Raw genomic sequence first — 21,695 nt, 5'->3', positions numbered from 1 at the left:
CTCCCCGCGGGATCCCGAGACCGCGATGACCACATCGGCGGCACCCGCTGCCACCACCACGCGCTCGCACACACGACCTGAGCGCACAACAGCCATCTGAGCGCCCACCGAAGGCGGTGAGTGAGCGGATCTCCAGGCCGCAGCTGCTTCGACTGCTCGCCTGACAAGCCTAGGGCGGCGATCAGCCAGCTGCACACAGTCTGGTGCGCGACCTCGGCACGATCGTCGGTTCAACCACTACCGGCCGCCACCATGACACCGCAGCCCAACCAGGCATCCAGCCACTCTATCTTTTCTTACCTGTTCTTCTTTCGGTTCTTGAGGCGCTCATTCGTACATCTCGTCCAGCTGGGTGGCGTATTGGGTTTCTACGTATTTGCGTTTTAGTTTGAGGCTGGGGGTTATTTCGCCGGATTCTACGGTGAGGTCTCGGTCGAGGATGGTGAACTTCTTGATGGTTTCCCAGCGGTTCAGGCCGGCGTTCAGTTCGTCGACGTAGGTCTGGATCATCGCCCGGGCGGCGGGTGAGGTGGCGATCTCGGCGTAGGTCTTGCCGGCCAGGCCGTTGGCGGCGGCCCAGGGCAGGATCGCGTCGGGGTCGAGGGTGACCAGCGCCGAGACGAAGTTGCGCTTGTTGCCGTGGACAATGAACTGGCCGGCGTACGGGCAGATCGTCTTGAAGCGGCCCTCGATCATCTGCGGTGCGACGTACTTGCCACCGGAGGTCTTGAAGAGGTCCTTCTTGCGATCCGTGATGACCAGGAACTCGTCGTCGAGATGACCGATGTCGCCGGTGTGGAACCACCCATCCGCGTCGATCACCTCGGCCGTCTGCTCCGGCTGGTTGTGGTAGCCGCTCATCACGCCGTCGCCCTTGATCAGGACCTCGCCGTCCTCGGCGATCTTCAGCTGCGTCCCGGGGAACGCCGGTCCGACACTGCCGAGCCGGTACTGGTTCGGGCGGTTCAGCGTGGAGCCGGCCGCGGTCTCGGACAGGCCGTAGCCCTCGATGATCAGCAGACCGGCCGCGTGGAACCACTCGGCCAGCGTCTTGTCGAGAGCGGCCGACCCCGACACGAAGAACCGGATCCGGCCGCCGAAGCGGTCGCGGATCTTCGACAGGACCAGTCGGTCGGCCGTGGCGAACTGGGCCGCCAGCAACCCGCTCGGCTCCTTGCCGGCCTGCCGCAGCGCGGAGACCCGCGCCCCGATCCCGAAAGCCCACTGGAACAGCCTGAGCTTGACCCCGCCGTCCTTCTCCATCATCGTCACGATCCGCGCGTGCGCCTTCTCGAAGATCCGCGGCGCCGCGGCCATGAACGTCGGTTGCACGATCGCAGCGTTGTCGACGATCTTGTCGATCCGCCCGTCGACCGCCGTGGCGAAGCCGATCTGGCACTGCACGGCCACCAGCACCTGCCCGAACACATGCGACAACGGCAGCCACAAGAACTGCAGGTCGTCCGGGCTCAGCACCCGCATGCCCTCCACCGCCGCACCCTCGTACGTCCACACCGAATGCGGCAGCCGCACACCCTTCGGCCGACCGGTCGTCCCCGATGTGTAGATGAGCGTGCACAGGGAATCGGGCTTGATCTCGTCCAGCCGCTTGTCGACCGCCGCCGGATTCTCAGCCAGGTACGACGCGCCCAAGGCATCGAAGTCTGCCAGGCTGATGACCCAGTCGCCATCGCTGTCCAACGGCGTTCCGTCGATCAGCACGACCTTGCGCAGCGACGGCGTGTCCGCCCGCCGCTCCCGCAGCTTGTCGACCTGCCCGGCGTCCTCCGCGAACACCAGCTGTACGTCGGCATCGGCCACGATGAAGGCCACGTCCGCGGAGATGGTCGACGGGTAGATGGTCGTCGTCGCCGCGGCGGCCAGTACGGCGGCCAGGTAGCAGTCGATCCACTCCATCCGGGTGGTCGACGCGATCGCGACCCGCTGCTCCGGTTCGATGCCGAGTGCGACGAGTCCGGCCGCGCGACGTCGTACCAGCTCGTCGGTCTCGCGCCAGGTGACGGACTTCCACTGGTCGCCGACCGGATACCGGAACGCCTCTCGCTGAGGGGTCGCCGCGACGCGGTCCAGGAACATCTGGGCCATCGTGGTCTTGCGATTGGTGAGCAGAGCGAGTTGGCCGGGATCGGCGATCGGTGTCATAACTGGCCTCCATCGGGGGGTCAAGTAACCGGAGAGTATGCGGTGCGAGGCATGCCTGACCATGCCAATCGCTTGCCCGCCCACACCTTCTCCATTACGTTTCCGCAACATGCGCACACGGTCGGTGGCACTCGTTTCACTATCCGTTCTACTCCTCGGTCTGCTGTCTCCCGCCGTCGTGGTCCCCGCGGGCGCGTCGACCGCAAGCACAGCGCAGGCCGGCACGGTGCAGGCGGGCACAACGCAGGCGGGCACAACGCAGGCGCCCGCGGAGTTCGGCTCCGACTACGACGATCCCCGGACGCCGGCGCCGCCGGTCGCGGTCCCGCGGACGAAGCACTGCGAGGTGCAGATCGTCCGGAACCAGTTCCGCAACTTCGATCCGTACCAGTCGACCTACACTCCCCCGACCGCCTGCCAGGGTCCCTGGTCCAAGGTCGTACTGCGGATGCACGGCGAGGTGAAGGGGATCCAGTACGACCGCCTCGGGCACATCACGATCGGTGGTGTCGGCGTCTTCCGCACCTCGACTCCGGAGCCGAGCGCGGACGGTATCGCCTGGGACGTGCAGAAGGACATGAGCGCATACATCCCCTTGCTCCGTACGACGCAACCGGTCGTGATGGAACTCGGCAACGTCGTCGACCAGAACTACACCGGCGTTCTGGACATCACTGTCACGCTCGACTTCTACCTGACCGGCCACAACGCCCCCGCGGCGAAGACCGCGGACGCCGTGCTGCCGTTGCAGGACCAGCGGCGCGAGGACTCGGACCTGATCGGTACGGCGACTCTCCCGCGCAACACCACGCGGTTGCTCGGCGAGGTGTACGTGACCGGATCCGGCGGCGGGTGCGAGGAGTTCTGGGACACGTCCGCCCCGGCCGAAACCGGCTACTCCTGCCCGGACGGATCGCCGTACCGGGAGGTCGACGTGAGCATCGACGGCAAGCTCGCGGGCGTTGCGCTGCCGTACCCGTACATCTACACCGGCGGCTGGTCGAACCCGTACTCCTGGCGTCCGTCGCCCGCGCCACGCGCGTTCGACATCAAGCCGTTGACGTACGACCTCACGCCGTTCGTCGGGCTGCTGACGGACGGGAAGGCTCATGAGTTCCGCGTCCATGTGGCCGGGGTTCCGGCAGGTCAGAGTGGGTGGTTCACGGTACCGAATCTCCACGTCTGGAAGGACAAGAGCGCTCACCAGACGCGTGGCGGACTCACGTCGTACGCCGTCTCGCCGTTAGGCAAGACCGATGAGGTCACGGGTGCGCCGGGGGTGGCGGGGTCCGTTCGGACGGAGGCGTCGCGCAGTCTGAAGATCAGCGGGTACGTCGATACCTCGGCCGGCCGGATCCGTACGACGGTCCAGCGCACACTCACCAACGTGTCGGACCACACCTGGGACGCCGGGGAGTCGCGCGATGCCCTGAAGGCGAGCTGGCGCGACACCTCGACCACGAGCAGCGGCGGCAAGGTCAATCGGACCGATCTCAGCTACGGCAAGACCGGCATACTCACGTTCTTGCCCAACGCAACAATCCCCGGCGGGTACGACGTCGTCACCGATCTCTCGATCTACGACACCCAGCGCACCAACTCCGGGTTCAGCACCGAGACGTACGACGGCCGCGCCGCGTGGATCTACGGCGTACCACGCGACCAACGCCACGCGACGGGCACCCAGACCGTCCGCTTCCGCGCGATCGGCCCTGGCTGCTTCGACCACACGCTGAGCGCGGTCAACGGGGTGTACGTGCAGGACTACTACCGCTGCTAGCGGTTGGCGAGGAGTTCGGCGATCTGGACGGCGTTGAGGGCGGCGCCCTTGCGGAGGTTGTCGTTGGAGACGAAGAGGACCAGGCCGCGGTTGCCGGGGACGGACTGGTCCTGCCGGATGCGGCCGACGTACGACGGGTCGCGGCCGGCGGCGAGTAGTGGGGTCGGGAGGTCTGCGAGCGCTACTCCGGGTGCGTCGGCGAGGAGCTGGCTGGCGCGCTCGGGGGTGATCGGCTCCGCGAACTCGGCGTGGATGCTGAGCGAGTGACCGGTGAAGACGGGCACCCGGACGCAGGTGCCGGCGACCGGGAGGTCGGGGATGTGCAGGATCTTGCGGCTCTCGTTGCGGAGCTTCTGCTCCTCGTCGGTCTCACCGGTGCCGTCGGCAACGATCGAGCCGGCCAGTGGGAGCACGTTGAAGGCGATGGGGCCGGCGTACACCTTGGGCTCGGGGAGGGTGATCCCCTCGGTGCCGAGGGCAAGCTTGCCGCCGGCCTCGACCAGGGCGCGGGCCTGGTCCTCGAGCTCGCTCACGCCGACGCCGCCTGAGCCGGAAACGGCTTGGTAGGTCGCGACGACGAGCCGGGTCAGGGTCGCCTCGCGGTGCAGCGGTGCGAGGACGGGCATCGCGGCCATCGTGGTGCAGTTCGGGTTGGCGATGATCCCTTTGGGGAGGTTGTCGAGGTCGCCCGGGTTCACCTCGGAGACGACGAGCGGTACGTCGGGATCCATCCGCCAGGCGGACGAGTTGTCCACCACGACGGCGCCGGCCGCGGCCACCTTCGGCGCGAACTCCTTCGACGCCGTCTTCCCGTTGGAGAACAGCGCAAGCTCGAGTCCCGCCAAGTCCGCGGTCGCGGAATCCTCGACGGTGATCACCTCGTCGCCGAACGGTAACGAACTCCCCGCCGACCGCGCCGACGCGAAGTACCGCACCTCACTCACCGGGAACTTCCGCTCGACCAGCAGTTGCCGCATAACCCCGCCGACCTGCCCCGTAGCCCCAAACACACCAACTCTCATGCCACAAACAGTAGTTGGTGGACGCCGCGCCCGCGCGGAGGTTTCGGGAAGCGGACTCCAGGCCATCACAATCCCACCCCGCTGGCCGGTCCGCGCGGAGGCGAGCCCGGCAGGAGCCGATTGTGATGGCCTGGAGGTCGGTCAGGCGTCGGCTACGAGGACGCCGCCGTTGGCCACGTCGGTGGTTTCGATCTCTTGGAAGACGATTCGGACGGATTCGCGCTTGGCGTTGAGGATGCTGATGGCGGATTCGGTGACGGCGGCGACGAACTCCCGGCGTTGGTCGAGGGTGCGGCCGGAGAGGAGTTCGACGGTGATGTTCGGCATAGGGATCTCCTGAGGTGGGTTGGCGGAACAGTGTTTCAGCCGAGGGCGGGTGCCGGTGTGGCGGTGACCTCGGTGGGATCGGTGTTCAGGGAGTCGACCAGCTCGTCGACGTCGCGCGTGTTCTCCGGCAGCAGCCACCCGAGGCCGACGTACACGACCAAGGAAGTTGCCAGCGGCAACGCGACGACCAGTGTGGTGTCGGTGGATCCGATGCCCCACTTGACGATCGCCCACACGATCAGGCCGATCGCCCAGGACGCCAGCGCCGCCCGCGGACCGCTGCGCCGGAACCACGGCAGCAGACCGAGCATCAGCGGGATCGCGATCGGCCCCATCGTCGCGGCGACAAGATCGACGACGATCTTGAGTACGACGCCTTCGCCGTTGGTCAGGATCGCGATCAGCATGCTCACCGTGACGAATGTGAACGTGACGATCCGAGCCATCTTGAGGGCCGCGACATCGGTCAGCTGCCGGACCTTCGGCACGAGCACCGGCGCGAGGTCGCGGGTGATGACGGAGGAGATCGCATTGGCGTCGGAGGCAACCATCGCCATCGTGTGCGAGAAGAATCCCGCCAGCACGAGCCCGATCAGGCCGGTGGGCAGGAGCAGTTGCGCGAGTTCGACGTACGACTGCTCGGGTTTGCCGGGGTGGACGAGCAGCGGCGCCGCGCACATCGGGATGAAGAGGATGAGCGGCCAGACCAACCACAACGCCGACGACAGCAACGCGGATTTCTTCGCGGCGGATCCGGACGGCGCGGCCATGTAGCGCTGCGCGAGATTCCACATCCCGCCGTTGTACTCAAAGGTTTTGATGAACAGGAACGCGATCAGGAAGATCGGTGTGTAGGGCCCGTTCAGCGCGTGTCCGTGACCGGCCGGCAACTGGTCCCACATCCGCCACAGCGTCGGCACACCGTCCAGGTGAGCGAGCACCCCGACGAACATCGCGATCCCGGCCCCGAACTGGATGATGAACTGCCCGAAGTCGGTCAGTACGTCGGCCCACAACCCGCCGAGCGTGGCGTAGAGCATCGTGACGACACCGGTCAGCAGGATCCCCCACCGCATCGGTACGCCGGTGAATCCGTTCAGCAGCACGGCGATCGCGACCCACTTCGACGCGATGTCCACGACCTTCAGCGCGGCACCGGAGTACGCGAGCGCCTGCTGGGTGGGAATGTTGTAGCGGCGGGCCAGGTACTCCAGGGGTGAGACGACGCCGTGCTTGGAGCGCAACCGGTTCCAGCGGGCGGCGAACAGGAACGCGCCGATCCCGACGCCGATCCCGATCGACATCGCCCACCAGACGTAGACGGTGATGCCGTAGCTGTAGGCGACCGCCGCGAAGGCGACGAACATGACGGCGCTGTAGCCGGACATGTGGTGCGAGATGCCGGACAGCCACCAGGGAATCCGGCCACCGGTCGTGAAGTAGTCCACAACCGTCTTGATCTTGGTGCGCGACCAGAGTCCGATCAGCACCATCAACACGAAGTACGCGACCAGGACCGACCAGTCCAGAGTGGTCATCGGGGAGCCTCCCAGGGGCGATGGGCGAGTGCTAGGAAGGTTCCATCGAACAGAACTTAGTGTCAAGAGACGGAACCCGGAATAAATTCATCCGGCGTTCTAACGGCTCACGACGATTGACAGGTGGTTCCGCGAGATAGAACCTTGTTCTGTGAACGCACACCCGCCCCTTCAGGTCCGACACGCCACCCACCCCGGCCAGGTGCCCGGCTTCGACACCGCAGCACTGCGCTCGCACTACCTGGTCGACGACCTCTTCACGCCCGGCACGATCACCGCGGTGCTCACCCACCACGACCGGATCGTGCTAGCCGGCGCCCGACCGACCGACGGTCCGCTGACCCTCGGCACCTGGCCCGAGCTGCGCAGCGAGTACTTCCTCGAACGCCGGGAGGCCGGCATCGTGAACGTGGGTGGCGCGGGCACAATCACCGCGGACGGCACCAAGTACGAGCTGCCGACCGGAGCCTGCCTGTACGTCGGTCGCGGGGTCCGCGAGATCACCTTCGACGGAGCCGACGCGGCGTTCTACCTCTTCTCCGCCCCGGCCCACACAGACTTCCCCACCGCGTTGGTGAATCCCGGCGAGGGCAACCGGCTCGAGCTCGGCGACCAGCAGACCGCGAACCGCCGGACCATCGACCAGTACATCCACGCCGACGGCGTCCGCAGCTGCCAGATCGTGCTCGGGGTGACGACCCTCCACCCGGGCAGCACGTGGAACACCATGCCCGCGCACACCCACGACCGCCGAACCGAGTGCTATCTCTATTTCGACCTCCCGGAGACCGAGCGGATCGTCCACCTCCTCGGCGAACCCGACGAGACCAGGCATCTGCTGATGGCGGACCGTCAGGCCGTGATCTCGCCGAGCTGGTCGATCCACTCCGGCTCGGGCACGTCGTCGTACAGCTTCGTCTGGGCGATGGCGGGCGAGAACCAGGCGTTCGGCGACATGGACGGTGTCGACGTACGGGATCTGCGGTGACGGCTGACGCCTTCAGCCTGCAAGGGCGTACGGCGTTGGTCACCGGCGCCAGGCGGGGTATCGGCGCGGCGATCGCGGCCGGTTATGCGGCGGCCGGCGCCGAGCTGATCCTGATGGCGCGCGACGCCGCGCTCGAGGACACGCTCGAGGCGATCAAGCTGAACGGTGGCGGCGAGGCAACGATTGTGACCGCCGACTTCGGCGATCCGGATGCGGTGGAGGCGGCCGCTGTGCGGCTGGCCACCGAACGCCAGGTCGACATCCTGGTCAACAACGCGGGCACGATCTCGCGGGCGCCGGCGGTCGAGACCAGTACGGCGGACTGGCGGCACGTGATCGATGTGAACCTGAACTCGGCGTGGGCGGTGACCCGGCCGATCGGGCGCACGATGGTCGAGCGCGGGGCCGGCCGCATCATCACGATCGCGTCGCTGCTGAGCTTCCAGGGCGGGATCACGGTTCCGGCCTACACTGCGAGCAAGCATGCGGTCGCAGGACTGACCCGCGCGTTGGCCAACGAGTGGGGGCCGGCGGGCGTTCAGGTGAACGCGATCGCGCCTGGGTACATCAGTACCGACAACACCACCGGGCTGCGTGCGGATCCGGCTCGCGAGGCCGCCATCCGGGAGCGCATCCCGACCGGTCGCTGGGGGCGGCCGGAGGACGTCGTCGGTGCCGCGATCTTCCTGGCCTCGGATGCGGCCGGTTACATCAACGGCCACGTACTCGCGGTCGACGGCGGCTGGCTCGCCCGGTAGCAGCAGACAGGAGTGACAGGAATGTCGGACATGAGTTCGCCGTCGGCCATCGACAAGACGTTGATGGTCCTGGACGCGGTCCTGGAGCACTCGCGGTTCACGGATGTGGTCAATGCGACCGGGCTGGCCAAGTCGACCGTGCATCGGATCATGGCGTCGCTGGTCGAGCACGAGTTCGTGGCACAGGCCGAGGACGGTTCGTATCACCCGGGTCCGAAGGCGCTGCGGCTCGCCGGGCATGCCCTGACGAACGTCGACCTCGCCACTGTCGCCCGCCCGGTCCTCGCGGACCTGGTCGCGCAGACGCGGTGCACAGTGCATGTCGGACTGCTGAATGGCGACGAAGCCATCTACGTTGCCCGTCTGGACGGACCGAAGCCGTATCGGATGCCGTCCCGCGTAGGCAAGGCGTTCTGGCTGCACTGCACCGGCATCGGCAAGGCTTTGCTCGCGGAGAAGGACGACGACGCACTCGACGCGCACATCACCCGCACCGGCCTCCCCGCCCGCACTCCCCTGACCCACACCACCGCGGCCGGACTCAAGGCCGACCTAGCCCAGGTCCGCGCCCGCGGCTACGCCCTCGACGACGAGGAAAACGAGCCCGGGATCCGCTGCGTCGCCTCGGTCATCCACGACCACACCGGTACGGCGATCGCCGCAGTCAGCATCTCAACCCTCTCTCTGGAGCAGTCGATCGCCCAGGTAGCCCTCATGGCCCCAGCCGCCATCGAGGCAGCCCGCAAAATCTCCGCAGCCCTCGGCTACCGCGAACCCACGACGATCTGACGCGCCGAGGCCCACCGCACAACCGGCACGAACAGAACACCGACAACGGCGAACCACGCACCCAAAATGATCCAGCCGGGGACGCCGATGCCGAGTGGAAGCAGGGCGAAGACGGTCGGAGCGACCATGGTGCTGATCGACATGCTGGTGTTCCAGACACCCTGGTACTGGCCCTGCGCATTGTCAGCAGCCAGATCGAAGCCGAGCAGGAACGAGCCGGACGACTGCAACAGCTCGGCGACCACCTGGGCGCTTGCACCGAGCGCGAGCACAACGACCGCGAAGACCGCGTCTCCGGTCGAGGCTGTCGCGAACAGGATCATTGATGCCAACAGCAACAATCCGGCCGTCCGGGTGGCTCGCGCGGCCGACGTCGGGTCGTTGATCCCTCGCGACGAGCGGACCTGGAAGAGCGCGACCACGACCGTGTTGATGATCAGCAGCAGCGCGACGGTCCAGCGTGGCGCGTCGGTGTGGTCGACGACCCACAACGGAAGCCCGACGTCGAAGACCGCGTAGTGGATCGACATCGCCGCGTTGAGCGCAGCCACCGCGAGGTACCCGCGATCACGCAGGGCGACCCAGACCGGGCCGTTGCCGGTGTGTGGCTGCGGTTCGACCCGCGGGATCGCCAGTACGACGAAGCCCGCGACAACGCTGAGTCCGGCGTCGATGACGAACATCGAGCGGTACGCCGTACCCGTGTCGAAATGGAGCGCGAGCGCGCCCACCCCGGCACCGGCCATGATCCCGACGTTCGTGACCGCCCGCAGGTAGGCGCGGGCCGCGACCCGGCCGGTGCCCTGGGTGACCGCGGCGATCAACGCCGAACGCACCGCGCCCGCACCTCGGTCCAGCACGGTCAGCACGACGGACACGATCAGGAACTGCCAGAACGTGTCGACGACCAGATAGAGCAGCGAGATCCCGGACGTCGCCAGGCTGAGGACGACGAACATCGTGCGCGGGCCGCGTTGGTCCGCCAGATGCCCCAGCGGGACGGCCGACAACAGTCCGAACAAGCCCGCGATGGTCAGGCCGAGTCCGATGTGCGCGATGGAGAGGCCGACGATGCGGTTGAAGTACAGGACGCTGATCGTCATCAGCAGTCCGTTGCCGACCCTGCTGAGCAGAGTTCCCAGAGCTAGCGGCCGAAGCGGTCCGGGTGCCGGTAGCAGTCCCGTCATCCGCGCGCGACGACGCGGTGGGCGATGTCGCGGAGCTCGTCCATCAGGTCGACGCCGGAGTCGAGCATCCGCTGCATTTTGGCCGGGTTTTGCGCGCCGAACATCTCGCCGATGGTGACCTCGTGGTCGGGGCGGCTGAGCCTCGTGATCGGGTCTCCGGCGGCGATTGCGCCCGTACGGAGGACTTTGAGGTAGGCGCCCGGGCAGCCGGCTTGGTGGAAGCGTTTGACCCAGTGGGGTTCCTGCATGCGGTGCTGGAAGGTGATGCAGGGGATGCGGGGGGCGCGGACCATCACCTCGACCTCTGGGCCGATCCGCCAGACCTCACCCAGGAGGGCCCCGGTGACGTCGACTCCTTCGGTGCGCAGGTTCTCACCGAACAGGCCGGTCGGGATCTCCCGGTCCAGCTGGGCGGACCACCAGTTCGCGTCCTCCTCGGCGTACGCATAGAGCGCCAGGTCGGGGCCGCCGTGGTTCTTGGTGTCGCAGACTCGGTCGCCGGCGAGGCCGAGCTCGCCGACCGGGACACGGCCGAGCTGCGGCACCTTGTCGATGGCCGTGAGGCCGGTCTCCTTCGGGCCAGGGATCAGCTTCTCCACCACATTGACCGTCAGTACCCGCATGCGGCCCATCGTCCCCTGCCGCTCAGGCCGGATCCACCGGTTTTCCTCCCCGCCACAGCACGCTTGGTTGACGTGTGTACATTTACAGTCGTCAACATAACTGTGGAGGGTGCGATGAGCGAGACGGAGAAGGATCGCCGGTACAGCCGGCGGCGGGTGGTTGCGACTGGTGCGGTTGCGGGGGTGGCGGCTGCCGCGGCGGGGGCGGTTGCGGGGGTGGCGTTCGTCCAAGGGGCGGATGCGCCGCCACCGATCCAGGCGTCGGCGCGGAAGCGGTTCGAGGGCAAGGTCGTGCTGATTACCGGTGCGACCTCGGGGATCGGGCGCGCGGCCGCGCTGCTGTTCGCCGCGGAGGGCGGCAAGGTCGGCTTCTGCGGCCGGCGTGAGCACCTCGGCAAGCAGGTCGAGGCCGAGATCCGGGCGGCCGGTGGGGAGGCGACGTACCTCAAGGCCGACGTTCGGGTCGAGTCCGACGTGCAGAAGTTCGTCGACACGATCGCGAGCAAGTACGGCGGACTGCACGCGTGCTTCAACAACGCCGGGATCAGCATCGAGCGACCGTTGCACGAGTACACAACGGCCGAGTGGGACGACGTGACGAACACCAACCTGCGCGGCAACTTCTTCGCGCTGAAGTACGAGGTGCCGCACCTGCTCAAGGGCGGCGGCGGGACGGTCGTGGTCACCTCGTCCTCGAACGCGATCGCGACCACCGAGAAGCGATCCGCCTACACAGCGACCAAACGCGGCCTGGTCGGGCTGGTCCAGTCCGCCGCGCACGACTACGCGGCGAAGGGGATCCGCATCAACACGCTGATTCCCGGCACGACGAACACCGAACTGGTCCGCCGGCTCGCCGGCATGATGAACGTCCCCGACCCGGTCTGGAACGCACTCGCCGCCAACTGGGGCAAGTCGCACGTCCCAGGCCTGCAACGGATGGCGACACCCAACGAGATCGCCGCCTTCGCACTCGCCCTGGCTTCCGACGACTTCCCGTATATGACCGCTTCGCAGCTCGTCATCGACGGCGGCAAGACCGCTTACTCAGGCTGACCCGAGCACATGCTCGACCAGGCGATCGACGTACGTCGTCTCGTCCGGCAACGTGAACCACGGCATGGCCGCGCTCAACTGGGCGCGGCCGTGCAGCGCGAGCCAGAGCTCCACCGCGGTCTCGCGGACCTCGTCCTCCGGCGCATCGGTCAGTACGTCGCCGACCGCCAGGATCAGCGGTTCGAACGCCGACCACCCGGTCTGCACCAGCTCCGCCGGTGGGTTGGTCGGCGCGTCGGAGCGCCGGTCGGCGTGGAACATCACGGCATACCGCCCGGCATGCTCGTTCGCATACGCCAAGTAGGCCAGCGAAAGCGCACGGACGCGTCCGCGCGGATCACCGTCGTACGACGCCGCGACCAGCCGGTCACGCAGCTCGGCGAAGAACTGCGTCTTCACGGCCCGCAGCAACTCCTGCAGATCGGTGAAGTGGAGGTAGAGCGCGGTCGGGCTGACGCCGGTCGCCGAGGTCACCGTGCGTACGGAGAGATCGTTGAGGTCGTACGTCTCCAGCAACCCGGCCGTCGCCGCCACCAAGGCTTCGCGCAGGTCCTCCCCGGACCCACGCGCGCTACGCGCTCTACGGTTGACGACTGCCACCCACAGGAGTTTAGTCCTGGATCGCCTTCACGATGGCGATGTTGCGGGTGAGCCAGTCCTGCGGGAGGGATTCGTCGGCGCCGGCATCCTCCAGCGTCCACAGGACGTTGAGCATCTGCCGGACGATGATCCAGTCGCGGGCACGCTCCTCGTCCAGGCCGCCCGCGTCGATCGCGGTGTAGAACCGTTGCCGGACCGCGAACCGAAGGTCGCCGGAGGCAACGACCTCGTCCCAGCGGTTCCAGACCAGCGGAGCGACCTCGTAGTGCGGATCGCCGGAGAGCGGCTTGGGGTCGATCACCAACCAGGGTTCGCGTTCGGCGGCGAGCATGTTCTCGTAGTGCAGGTCGGTGTGGATCAGCCTTCCGTCGGTCGCCGGGTCCGCGACGAAGTCCTCGGCCAGCGAGATCGCCTGTTCGACGTACCGATGCGGGACCGGCGCCGAGAGCGGCAACTGCCGGAACCGCTCCAGCCAGCGCGTCAGCTCCGCCGACAACGTCCGGTACTGCGGTCCGGCCGGCACGTGCAACCGTTTGTAGGTCGAGCCAACGATCTCGCACGCGTCCAGCGCATCGATCGTCCGCAGGTCCCGCGGCTCCAACCGCTCGAGCAGCAAGGCGAACCGGCGCGGATCCGCCCGCAGCAACTGCACCGCGCCGTTCCCACCCCAGTCCCGCAACGCGAGATGCTCGGTCTCAGCCTCCCAGTGCGGAAACTGCACCTTCAGTACGGCGTTCTGCCCGTCGGCCGTGAGCACCGGTACGACCAACGCGCAGTTCCCGTACGACGACGCACCGTCGACCCGCAGTCGCCACTCGTCCAGCAGATCGCGCGTCAGCCGCGGCAACCGGTCGAGCCACTCCGCCCAGTCCTGGCCGCGGGACCCGACGACCAGAAACTCCGGCGGGATCTGGACCGTCACCTACTTCTTGGCCTTCTCACCGGTTTCCGACGTCCGGAGCGCGGCGATGAAGGCCTCTTGCGGGACCTCGACCCGGCCGACCATCTTCATCCGCTTCTTGCCTTCCTTCTGCTTCTCCAGCAGCTTGCGCTTACGGGTGATGTCACCGCCGTAGCACTTGGCCAGAACGTCCTTGCGGATCGCGCGGATCGACTCGCGGGCGATGATCCGGGACCCGATCGCGGCCTGGATCGGCACCTCGAACTGCTGCCGCGGGATGAGCTCCTTCAGCTTGCCGGCCAGGGCGACGCCGTACGAATAGGCGTTGTCGCGGTGCACGATCGCCGAGAAGGCGTCGACCGTCTCGCCCTGCAGCAGGATGTCGACCTTGACCAGCGCGGCCGACTGCTCGCCGGTCGGCTCGTAGTCCAGCGACGCGTACCCCTTGGTCTTGGACTTCAGCTGGTCGAAGAAGTCGAAGACGATCTCGGCCAGCGGCAGCGTGTACCGCAACTCGACCCGGTCCTCGGACAGGTAGTCCATGCCCTGCAGGTTGCCGCGCTTGGTCTGGCACAGCTCCATGATCACGCCGATGAAGTCCTTGGGGCTGAGGATCGTCGCCTTCACCACCGGCTCGTAGATGTCGGCGATCTTGCCCTCGGGGAACTCGCTCGGGTTGGTGACGACGAACTCCTTGCCGTCCTCCATCTCGACCCGGTAGACCACGTTCGGCGCGGTCGAGATCAGGTCCAGGTCGAACTCGCGCTCGAGCCGCTCCCGGACGATCTCCATGTGCAGCAGCCCGAGGAACCCGCAGCGGAAGCCGAATCCGAGCGCGCCGGAGGTCTCCGGCTCGTATTGCAGGGCCGCGTCGTTCAACTGCAGCCGCTCCAGCGCGTCTCGCAGCGTCGGGTAGTCGTCGCCGTCGATGGGGAACAGACCCGAGTACACCATCGGCTGAGGGTGTTTGTAGCCGCCGAGCGCCTCGGTCGCGCCGTGGACGGCCGACGTGACGGTGTCACCGACCCGGGACTGGCGGACGTCCTTCACGCCGGTGATCAGGTAGCCCACTTCGCCGACGCCGATGCTTGGCGACTTCATCGGCTCGGGCGAGATGACTCCGACCTCGAGCATCTCGTGGACCGCGCCGGACGACATCATCTTGATCTTGTCCCGGTGCGTCAGCTCGCCGTCGACCACCCGGACGTAGGTGACCACGCCGCGGTAGGTGTCGTAGACCGAGTCAAAGATCAGTGCCCGCGGCGGTGCGTCCTTGATGCCCTTCGGCGGCTCGACCTGGGCGACGATCTCGCTCAGCAGCTCCTCGACGCCTTCGCCGGTCTTGGCCGAGACCTTCAGTACGTCGGAAGGCTCGCAGCCGATGATGTGGGCGAGTTCTGCGGCGTACTTCTCCGGCTGTGCGCTAGGCAGATCGATCTTGTTCAGCACAGGGATGATGTGCAGGTCGGCGTTCAGCGCGAGGTAGAGGTTCGCCAGTGTCTGCGCCTCGATCCCCTGCGCCGCGTCGACGAGCAGAACCGCGCCTTCACACGCCTCCAGCGACCGCGACACCTCGTAGGTGAAGTCGACGTGGCCGGGGGTGTCGATCATGTTCAGGATGTACGTCGTCCCGTCCGGGGCGAGCAGACCGCCCGGGGTGTTCGGGCCCGGTGCGTACGGAAGCCGGACCGCCTGCGACTTGATCGTGATGCCGCGTTCCCGCTCGATGTCCATCCGGTCCAGGTACTGGGCGCGCATCTGCCGGCCGTCGACGACACCGGTGATCTGCAGCATCCGGTCGGCCAGGGTCGATTTGCCGTGGTCGATGTGAGCGATGATGCAGAAGTTCCGGATCAGCGACGGGTCGGTGCGACCCGGCTGCGGCACGGTCGTGGGGCCTACGGGCACGGAGGGGATCCAAATCGTCTCGGGGGGTGTGTCTGATGGTCCCACGCCGTCGCGAGCAGGTGCTCGGTGCGGTGCATCGGCGTGCTGGAGTGAAGGCCTCGATGTTTTTCCATCGTGGCCTTTGCTCCAGTGCGGCGAGGTGCCGTGCCGAGTGCCGCGCAGTAGGCGTGGGACCATCAGACACACCCCTATACGCGATCAACTGGTCAATCATCCCATGGGGGTCCAGTGGAATCTAAAATCGCTGGACCGGGCCCGATAGCGTGGTGACGTATGGCGCATGCTGCTGGGGTCCGGTTGCCGTACGAGGAGTTGCCCGCTGTGGTGCGGGCGTGGGTCGAGCGCACGCTCGGGTCGGCGGTGGTGTCCGCCGCGACTCAGCAGGGTGGGTTCTCCCCCGGCGTGGCCGCGCGCCTGGTGACCGTCTCCGGGCGCCGCGCGTTCGTGAAGGCCGTCGGTACGGCGCTCAACCCCAAGACTCCCGAGTTGTTCCGGCAGGAGATCACGGCCATGCACGCCATCGGCCCGTTGCCGATGGCACCTGCCTTGTACGACGTGTACGACGACGGTGACTGGGTCGCGATGCTGTTCGAGGACATCGAGGGACACCTGCCGGACCACCCGTGGAACCAGCCTGAGGCCGACCGGGTCCTGGATGCCGTCGCCGAGTTGACGGAAGCGCTGGACCCGTCGCCATGGCCGGAGGCACCGGTTGCCGCCGTACGGAGTCGTGAGTTCCTGACTCGGTGGGACAACGTGATCGCTGACGGTCTCGACGTACCGGAGTGGGCTTGTGGCCGTGAGGAGGAGTTGGCCGAGCTCGCTCGGGTCGGGGTGCGCGCGTTGGCGGAGGGGAAGGCGCTGGCGCATTGGGACCTGCGCGCCGACAACATCATCCTCACCGAGGACCGGGTGGTGTTCATCGACTGGGCACACCCGGCACTCGCGCCACGCTGGGCTGACACCGTCATCCTGCACGCTGACATGCGTGAATCGGTCAGACTGCCGGCACTACCCGACGACATCGCCATCACTGGGTTCCTGACCGCTATCGCCGGAGGGCTGTGGTGGGGCGCCTCCCAGCCGCCTCCACCCGGTCTCCCGACCATCCGCGCGTGGCAACGGCAGCACGCCCTGATCCATCTCGACTGGGTACGCGAACGATTGGGGTGAGGCGCACGCAGCGTTTCGCGGTGCCGGGCGTCTTAAGGGTGTGACGAATCCAATGGTGAGCATCAGAGGTCCGGTCCGGTCTCTGGCGCATGACGACGCGCGGGCAGCCGTCTCGGAGCTCTACAACCGGTACTGGACCGGGCTGGTCCGGATGGCTCTGCTTGTCGTGGACGAGCGGCAGACGGCGGAGGACTCCGTTCAGGAGGCCTTCGTCGAGCTGTACCGGCACTGGCCGCTCCGGGACAACGACAAAGCGCTCGGATACCTGCGTACGACGGTCCTGAACCGGTGTCGCTCGATCCTGCGACGCCGCCGGGTCGCCCGTCTCTACACGCCACCGCACGAGGAGCACCACGACTCCGCCGAGAGCACCGCCGTACTCGGAGAGGAACGGCTACAGGTCAGACGGGCGCTGCAGTCGCTGTCCCGACGCAACCGCGAGGTCCTCGTCCTGCGCTACTACCTGGACCTCCCGTTCGACGAGATCGCCCAGACCCTCGGGATCAGCCCCTCGACTGCCCGAGCCACAGCCTCCCGCGGCCTGACCGCTCTGACCAAGAAACTCGAGGACGTCCGATGACCACCACCGAGACACGCCTCCGCGACTACTTCCACTCCCAGGCCAACACCATCCCGGAAACCGCCGAAGGCCCTGGCCTGGAGTCGCCGGTACGCCGCCGTCCCTGGCCTGTGCTCGCGGCCGCCGCCGCGATCGCGCTGGTGCTGGCGGTCAGCGCGACCTACCTGGCGCGGTTTTCGGGCGACGACATCCCGGAGCCGGCCGCGCCGGTGTCGACCGCTGCCCCGACGGTCCCGTACACCGTCGGCGCGACGCTGTACGACGGCGGCCGGCGGGTACGGATCCCGAAGGGGGTCGACGGATTCTTCTTCGGGCGCGTCGACGGCGGCTGGCTCGCGATGAGCCTGCCCAAGCCGGGGCAGTTCCAGGCCGGAGTTCTCGGCACGAATGGACGGTTCCGCCTGATCGGTCCGGAGAGATCGGGCGGAACGACGCTGTCGCCCGATCGCAAGCAGGTCGCCGTCATGCGCTACCGGTCCGGCACTCTGGGCGAAATAGTCATCGTCGACGTCAAGTCGGGCAAGGCAGTGTCGACCACTCCGCTGTCATATCAGCCGACACTGCTCGGCTGGAACCAGAGCGGGCTCTGGATGAGCAACGACGCGGTCACGACGTCCGCTCTGATGGTTTGGCAGCACCCGGGCTCAGGGCAGCCCCAAACCCTCGCCCTCCCCGACTTCGAGGGCGGGCTGAGCGCTCCGGCAGACACGGACACGGTCACCGTGTCCACGAGGCACGGAGACGATCGCTGTCTCAAGGCCGGCGTGCTGAGCAACGGTGCGTTCAAGGTCCTGCGTCAGTACTGCGATGCGGGTCCGGCGTCGTACTACCCACTGACCTCGCCCGACGGCCGCAGGATGGTCAACAGCGACGCGAATCTCGTCGTCAACCTCCGGACGGGCAAGATCACCAAGCTCCAGTTGCCCGCCGGTCAACAGATGAACGACTTCCCGTCGGCGCAGTTCGAGGATGCGAACCAGCTCGTCCTCACCACCAGGCCGCCGGAGCCGGGTGATCCTGGCAAGAAGCAATCGCTCTACCGGTGTGATGTGCGCAGCGGCGAATGCGCTCTCCTGCAGAAGGACGCCTCGAAGATCACCCTGCAGGAGCCGTGACAGACGACGAGGGCGGGCCGTTCTCGGTCCGCCCTCGTCGTCGGGGTGAGTCAGCTGTCTATGCGGACGATGGTGGAGCCGGAGCCGTTGGCGCCGTCGGAGAACTGCAACTGGCCGAGGTACCTGGTGCCGGGTGTCAGGCCGGTCCAGGTTGCGGTGGTGGTGGTTTGAGCGGCTACCTGGACGGACTGGGTTGCTGGGGTGACCGTCAGGTTGCCCGTGGGGTCTTTCAGTTGCCAGTGGTTCAGTTTGACTGTTTGTTCGCCGGCTCCGGCGAACAGGTCGACGTACACGTCCACCTGACCTCCTGCGGGTTTCGCGAGGTTCACTTGCTCCTCGGCTGACCCACCGGTGCTGCTGCCGAGGAGTGTCGTCGTACCGGCTTTGTAGACGAAGACGTCCAGGTCTGTGCCGGCTGGGTAGTCCGCGTCGAACGTGGCGAAGCGGGCGTACGTCGTACCGGCCGGGACGTCTGCCGTGAACTTGGCGACGTGGTCGTTCGCCTTCGGGCTGGTCGTCGGGAACGAGACGCCACCCGGGTTCTTCAACGCGGCATCAGCGACAGTCGCCGGCGACAGGCCGACCGCGGTGGCGTTGAGCGTCCCGGTGTACCCGGCAGTGATCGGCACCTGCACCGACCCAGCTGTCCCGGTGCCGTTGACCTGCACCGGCGCCTTCACCGTGAGCGGCTTGATCGCCACCGTGCTGCTCACCTCGTGCAGCGCCGACTTCCAGGTCAGCTTGCCGAACGAGTACTGCTCGAGCGGCGCACCGGCGTTCTCGATCGTCACCTGGTACGACGTACTCCGGCCGGGCAGCGTGATCAGGACCCGCGGCGACACGGTCACCTTGAATCCCTTCAGACCCTCGACCTTGGGGACGTAGAGCTCGGGCAACCGGCTGACGTTCGTCACGGTCCGGGTCACGGTCTGCTTGCCGGCCAGGTCGCCGATCGCGATCGTCGGGTAGTTCAGGTCGCTCGGGTCGATCTTGCCGCCCGCGCACAGCTCGTGCGTGCTCGGCACCTGGCCGGAACCGCAGACGAACTTGGCCCAGTCGTCGTACGACGAGTCGTAGACCAGGCCGGGATCCATCGCGAGCTTCGGCCGGGTCTCACCGGCGCCGTAGCCGAACGGGGTCGCGGCCGAGCCGGAGTCGTTCAGGATCGGCTGGCCACTGGTGTCCTTGTCGGTGGCCGTGGTCAGGATCGCGGACTTGATCGCCATCGGGGACCAGGTCGGGTGCTTGCTCTTCAGGACGGCCGCGATACCGGCGATGTGCGGCGTGGACATCGACGTACCGCTCATGAACGCGTACTCGCCACCGGCCGCGCTGAACGCGGTCGTCGCGGCCAGGACATTGGTGCCCGGCGCCATGATGTCCGGCTTCAGCAGGTCGCCGTTGCCGGCCGGGGACGGGCCGCGGCTGGAGGAGGCGGCGACCTTCGGTGCGGTGACGCGGACCGGCGTACCGGCTCCGATGGTTGCGGTCGGGTTCGCCGTACCGACGTAGGCCTTGACCTCGGGCGCGACCTTGTCGTCCAGGTGCACGGTCGGGACCGAGTGCAGGTCCGCGTCCAGGGTGCCCGGGGTGATGTTGAGCAGGATCATGCCGATGCCGCCGGCGGCTTTGACCTGGCGACTCTTGTCGACGCGGTCGCTGACGCCACGGTCGCAGACCACGATCTTGCCGGTCACCTTGGCCGGGTCGAGCGTGCCGGGCTGGCAGCGCGCGAGGGTGGCCGGATCGGCGCCCGCGAGTCCGGCATCCTTCGCCAGGACGACCGGTGCGGACGGAACGCCGGCGCCGATCCCCGCACCCGTGTAGGTCTTGCCGTTGCCGAGCGTCAGCGTGGTCTGGATGTCGCGGTCATGGGTGCCGTTGGCAACGGTCGTCACCCAGGGGTAGGTCTTGCCGACCGTTGCCTCGCCCGGACCGGTGTTGCCCGAGCTGGTGGCGACGAACACGCCTGCCTTCGCTGCCCGCAGGAACGCCAGGCCGGTCGCGTTCACGTACGTCGAGCCCGAGCCGGAGATCGAATAGTTGATCACATCCACGCCGTCCGCGACCGCGGCATCGATGGCTGCGACGATGTCGGCGTCGGTACCGCTACCGCCGCCGGTCGCGTCGACCGCCCACAGCGCCTTGTAGATCGCGAGTCGCGCGTGCGGAGCCATACCGGAGCCCTTGCCGTAGTCCCGGCCCAGGACGGTCATGTCGACGCCGTAGTTACCGGCCGCCGTACTCGCGGTGTGGGTGCCGTGACCGCCGTAGTCGCGCGGCGACTTGAACTCCGCCTCGATCGGGCGGCTGCCGATGCCCTTGTCGAAGTACCGGGCGCCGATCACCTTGTTGTTGCAGGTGACGGGCGCCTCCTCACCGGCCTGACAGGTGCCCTTCCACTTCTTCGCGACCAGCGCGTCGGACTGCTTGGTCGTCTTCATCGGCGCGAAACTGGCCCGCTCCGGGACGAAGCCGGAGTCGATCTCGCCGATGATCACGCCGTCGCCGGCCTTGTCGACGCCACCCGCCTGCTGCCACGCACCGCCCTTGCCGGACAGGCCGAGGAATCTCGGGGTGTCGACGGTGTCCTGGTGCTGCATCTCGCTGGGCTCGACGCTCTTCACGCCGGACGACTTGGCCAGCTTGACTGCTTCGTCGTACGACATCTCGGCGGAGAAACCGGCGTACGTGTAGCTGTAGTCGTAGAGCTTCTTGACGTCCGGCGCGTTCCGGAGGAGGTCATCGCGCTCACCGGCCAGGTGATCCACGTAGCTGACGACCTGGGTCGCGGTCTTGACGAGCTTGCCGCCCGGCAGGACGCGGGTGGCGGCGAGGCCGGCGATGTCGCCGTCGTACTCGGCCACCGGCGAGTCGTCGAGCTGGACGATATACGCGCCGGTGTCGGAGCGCTTGACCGTCGGGTCCGCGGTCGGTGTCTCGCTGGCGCCGGCGGCGCTCACGATCATTGGTACGGCGATTGTCGCGGCGACCATCGCGGTGGCGACGAGAAGTGGAGTACGGCGGGTCACTGAGTTCCTCCAGGGCTGGGACGGAGCGATGGTGGAGCTTTGGGCTCGCTGTCGTTCGAACGTGACCTAGGTGATGGGTGTCACGAGGGCCTGAGTATGCCGTCGGACCTCGTCGATGTCACGCTCAGCTCGCCGGATGTGTGCCGAGAGCAAGG

The 21,695-nt window shown here is 67.3% G+C and carries 18 protein-coding genes; 8 read left to right on the top strand and 10 right to left on the bottom strand.

The annotated features are described in order from the left end of the window. Positions 1-327 precede the first annotated feature (327 nt). Entirely contained in the window at positions 328-2,163 is a 1,836-nt protein-coding gene (locus ACWF4Z_RS34565) for an AMP-dependent synthetase/ligase (RefSeq protein WP_452247419.1), read from the bottom strand. 109 nt (positions 2,164-2,272) lie between these two features. On the opposite strand from ACWF4Z_RS34565, the gene ACWF4Z_RS34560 reads away from it, so the two are divergent. Then, positions 2,273-3,943, top strand: a complete 1,671-nt coding sequence (locus tag ACWF4Z_RS34560; RefSeq protein WP_452247418.1) for a peptide-N4-asparagine amidase — start codon at positions 2,273-2,275, stop codon at positions 3,941-3,943. Here the strand turns inward: ACWF4Z_RS34560 and ACWF4Z_RS34555 are convergent. The 3 genes from ACWF4Z_RS34555 to ACWF4Z_RS34545 form a co-directional block, all read right to left on the bottom strand. After that, a complete protein-coding gene (locus tag ACWF4Z_RS34555) occupies positions 3,940-4,965 on the bottom strand; it encodes an aspartate-semialdehyde dehydrogenase (RefSeq protein ID WP_452247417.1) in 1,026 nt (341 codons plus the stop codon). The genes ACWF4Z_RS34560 and ACWF4Z_RS34555 overlap by 4 nt on opposite strands. A 141-nt stretch (positions 4,966-5,106) precedes the next feature. Continuing rightward, positions 5,107-5,292 (bottom strand): tautomerase family protein, encoded by a 186-nt coding sequence (locus tag ACWF4Z_RS34550; protein WP_452247416.1) that lies wholly within the window; start codon positions 5,290-5,292, stop codon positions 5,107-5,109. A gap of 35 nt (positions 5,293-5,327) precedes the next feature. Next, the gene (locus ACWF4Z_RS34545) at positions 5,328-6,830 is read right to left on the bottom strand and encodes a sodium:solute symporter family protein (protein ID WP_452247415.1); all 1,503 of its coding nucleotides are present in this window, start codon (positions 6,828-6,830) and stop codon (positions 5,328-5,330) included. A gap of 151 nt (positions 6,831-6,981) precedes the next feature. On the opposite strand from ACWF4Z_RS34545, the gene kduI reads away from it, so the two are divergent. The 3 genes from kduI to ACWF4Z_RS34530 are packed head-to-tail and all read left to right on the top strand — an operon-like array spanning position 6,982 to position 9,365. Further along, positions 6,982-7,818, top strand: coding sequence for a 5-dehydro-4-deoxy-D-glucuronate isomerase (gene kduI, locus ACWF4Z_RS34540; protein ID WP_452247414.1), 837 nt, complete (start codon positions 6,982-6,984; stop codon positions 7,816-7,818). Continuing rightward, positions 7,815-8,576, top strand: coding sequence for an SDR family oxidoreductase (locus ACWF4Z_RS34535; RefSeq protein WP_452247413.1), 762 nt, complete (start codon positions 7,815-7,817; stop codon positions 8,574-8,576). Before kduI ends, ACWF4Z_RS34535 begins: the two co-directional genes overlap by 4 nt. Positions 8,577-8,606: 30 nt before the next feature. Further along, positions 8,607-9,365, top strand: a complete 759-nt coding sequence (locus tag ACWF4Z_RS34530; RefSeq protein ID WP_452247412.1) for an IclR family transcriptional regulator — start codon at positions 8,607-8,609, stop codon at positions 9,363-9,365. Here ACWF4Z_RS34530 and ACWF4Z_RS34525 read toward each other — a convergent pair. Together ACWF4Z_RS34525 and ACWF4Z_RS34520 are read right to left on the bottom strand one after the other, a co-directional pair. Continuing rightward, the gene (locus tag ACWF4Z_RS34525) at positions 9,341-10,552 is read right to left on the bottom strand and encodes an MFS transporter (RefSeq protein WP_452247411.1); all 1,212 of its coding nucleotides are present in this window, start codon (positions 10,550-10,552) and stop codon (positions 9,341-9,343) included. The two genes, ACWF4Z_RS34530 and ACWF4Z_RS34525, sit on opposite strands and share 25 nt — an antisense overlap. Beyond that, on the bottom strand, positions 10,549-11,175 hold the full coding sequence (locus ACWF4Z_RS34520; protein WP_452247410.1) for an MOSC domain-containing protein: 627 nt from the start codon (positions 11,173-11,175) through the stop codon (positions 10,549-10,551). The genes ACWF4Z_RS34525 and ACWF4Z_RS34520 overlap by 4 nt, the downstream gene beginning before the upstream one ends. Before the next feature lie 114 nt (positions 11,176-11,289). Between ACWF4Z_RS34520 and ACWF4Z_RS34515 the strand changes: the two genes are divergently transcribed. Next, positions 11,290-12,231 carry an SDR family NAD(P)-dependent oxidoreductase gene (locus ACWF4Z_RS34515; RefSeq protein ID WP_452247409.1) on the top strand — a complete coding sequence of 314 codons (942 nt, stop codon included), beginning with the start codon at positions 11,290-11,292 and terminating at the stop codon, positions 12,229-12,231. Here the strand turns inward: ACWF4Z_RS34515 and ACWF4Z_RS34510 are convergent. From ACWF4Z_RS34510 to lepA, 3 genes are read right to left on the bottom strand one after another with little or no spacing between them, the layout of a single operon-like run. Then, positions 12,223-12,831 carry a TetR/AcrR family transcriptional regulator gene (locus ACWF4Z_RS34510; RefSeq protein ID WP_452247408.1) on the bottom strand — a complete coding sequence of 203 codons (609 nt, stop codon included), beginning with the start codon at positions 12,829-12,831 and terminating at the stop codon, positions 12,223-12,225. The two genes, ACWF4Z_RS34515 and ACWF4Z_RS34510, sit on opposite strands and share 9 nt — an antisense overlap. 10 nt (positions 12,832-12,841) lie before the next feature. After that, positions 12,842-13,753 (bottom strand): aminoglycoside phosphotransferase family protein, encoded by a 912-nt coding sequence (locus tag ACWF4Z_RS34505; RefSeq protein ID WP_452247407.1) that lies wholly within the window; start codon positions 13,751-13,753, stop codon positions 12,842-12,844. After that, positions 13,754-15,640 (bottom strand): translation elongation factor 4, encoded by a 1,887-nt coding sequence (lepA, locus tag ACWF4Z_RS34500; RefSeq protein WP_452247406.1) that lies wholly within the window; start codon positions 15,638-15,640, stop codon positions 13,754-13,756. It abuts the gene before it with no gap. Between the two features lie 273 nt (positions 15,641-15,913). On the opposite strand from lepA, the gene ACWF4Z_RS34495 reads away from it, so the two are divergent. The 3 genes from ACWF4Z_RS34495 to ACWF4Z_RS34485 are packed head-to-tail and all read left to right on the top strand — an operon-like array spanning position 15,914 to position 18,508. After that, positions 15,914-16,813, top strand: a complete 900-nt coding sequence (locus ACWF4Z_RS34495) for an aminoglycoside phosphotransferase family protein (protein ID WP_452247405.1) — start codon at positions 15,914-15,916, stop codon at positions 16,811-16,813. A gap of 52 nt (positions 16,814-16,865) precedes the next feature. After that, positions 16,866-17,393, top strand: coding sequence for an RNA polymerase sigma factor (locus tag ACWF4Z_RS34490; protein WP_452247404.1), 528 nt, complete (start codon positions 16,866-16,868; stop codon positions 17,391-17,393). Continuing rightward, positions 17,390-18,508, top strand: a complete 1,119-nt coding sequence (locus ACWF4Z_RS34485) for a hypothetical protein (RefSeq protein WP_452247403.1) — start codon at positions 17,390-17,392, stop codon at positions 18,506-18,508. Before ACWF4Z_RS34490 ends, ACWF4Z_RS34485 begins: the two co-directional genes overlap by 4 nt. A gap of 50 nt (positions 18,509-18,558) precedes the next feature. Here ACWF4Z_RS34485 and ACWF4Z_RS34480 read toward each other — a convergent pair whose 3' ends face one another. Further along, positions 18,559-21,540: a S8 family serine peptidase gene (locus ACWF4Z_RS34480; RefSeq protein ID WP_452247402.1), complete on the bottom strand. Its 2,982-nt coding sequence runs from the start codon at positions 21,538-21,540 to the stop codon at positions 18,559-18,561. Between the last annotated feature and the right edge of the window lie 155 nt (positions 21,541-21,695).

It is taken from the genome of Kribbella sp. NPDC055071 (genome assembly GCF_053608045.1).
This window is presented reverse-complemented; position numbering and strand designations above follow the sequence as displayed.

Bases quoted from the DNA above. Each gene is read 5' to 3' on its own strand.
- ACWF4Z_RS34565 (WP_452247419.1), bottom strand. From the start codon at position 2,163: ATGACACCGATCGCCGATCCCGGCCAACTCGCTCTGCTCACCAATCGC.
- ACWF4Z_RS34560 (WP_452247418.1), top strand. From the start codon at position 2,273: ATGCGCACACGGTCGGTGGCACTCGTTTCACTATCCGTTCTACTCCTC.
- ACWF4Z_RS34555 (WP_452247417.1), bottom strand. From the start codon at position 4,965: ATGAGAGTTGGTGTGTTTGGGGCTACGGGGCAGGTCGGCGGGGTTATG.
- ACWF4Z_RS34550 (WP_452247416.1), bottom strand. From the start codon at position 5,292: ATGCCGAACATCACCGTCGAACTCCTCTCCGGCCGCACCCTCGACCAA.
- ACWF4Z_RS34545 (WP_452247415.1), bottom strand. From the start codon at position 6,830: ATGACCACTCTGGACTGGTCGGTCCTGGTCGCGTACTTCGTGTTGATG.
- ACWF4Z_RS34530 (WP_452247412.1), top strand. From the start codon at position 8,607: ATGAGTTCGCCGTCGGCCATCGACAAGACGTTGATGGTCCTGGACGCG.
- ACWF4Z_RS34525 (WP_452247411.1), bottom strand. From the start codon at position 10,552: ATGACGGGACTGCTACCGGCACCCGGACCGCTTCGGCCGCTAGCTCTG.
- ACWF4Z_RS34520 (WP_452247410.1), bottom strand. From the start codon at position 11,175: ATGCGGGTACTGACGGTCAATGTGGTGGAGAAGCTGATCCCTGGCCCG.
- ACWF4Z_RS34515 (WP_452247409.1), top strand. From the start codon at position 11,290: ATGAGCGAGACGGAGAAGGATCGCCGGTACAGCCGGCGGCGGGTGGTT.
- ACWF4Z_RS34495 (WP_452247405.1), top strand. From the start codon at position 15,914: ATGGCGCATGCTGCTGGGGTCCGGTTGCCGTACGAGGAGTTGCCCGCT.
- ACWF4Z_RS34490 (WP_452247404.1), top strand. From the start codon at position 16,866: ATGGTGAGCATCAGAGGTCCGGTCCGGTCTCTGGCGCATGACGACGCG.
- ACWF4Z_RS34485 (WP_452247403.1), top strand. From the start codon at position 17,390: ATGACCACCACCGAGACACGCCTCCGCGACTACTTCCACTCCCAGGCC.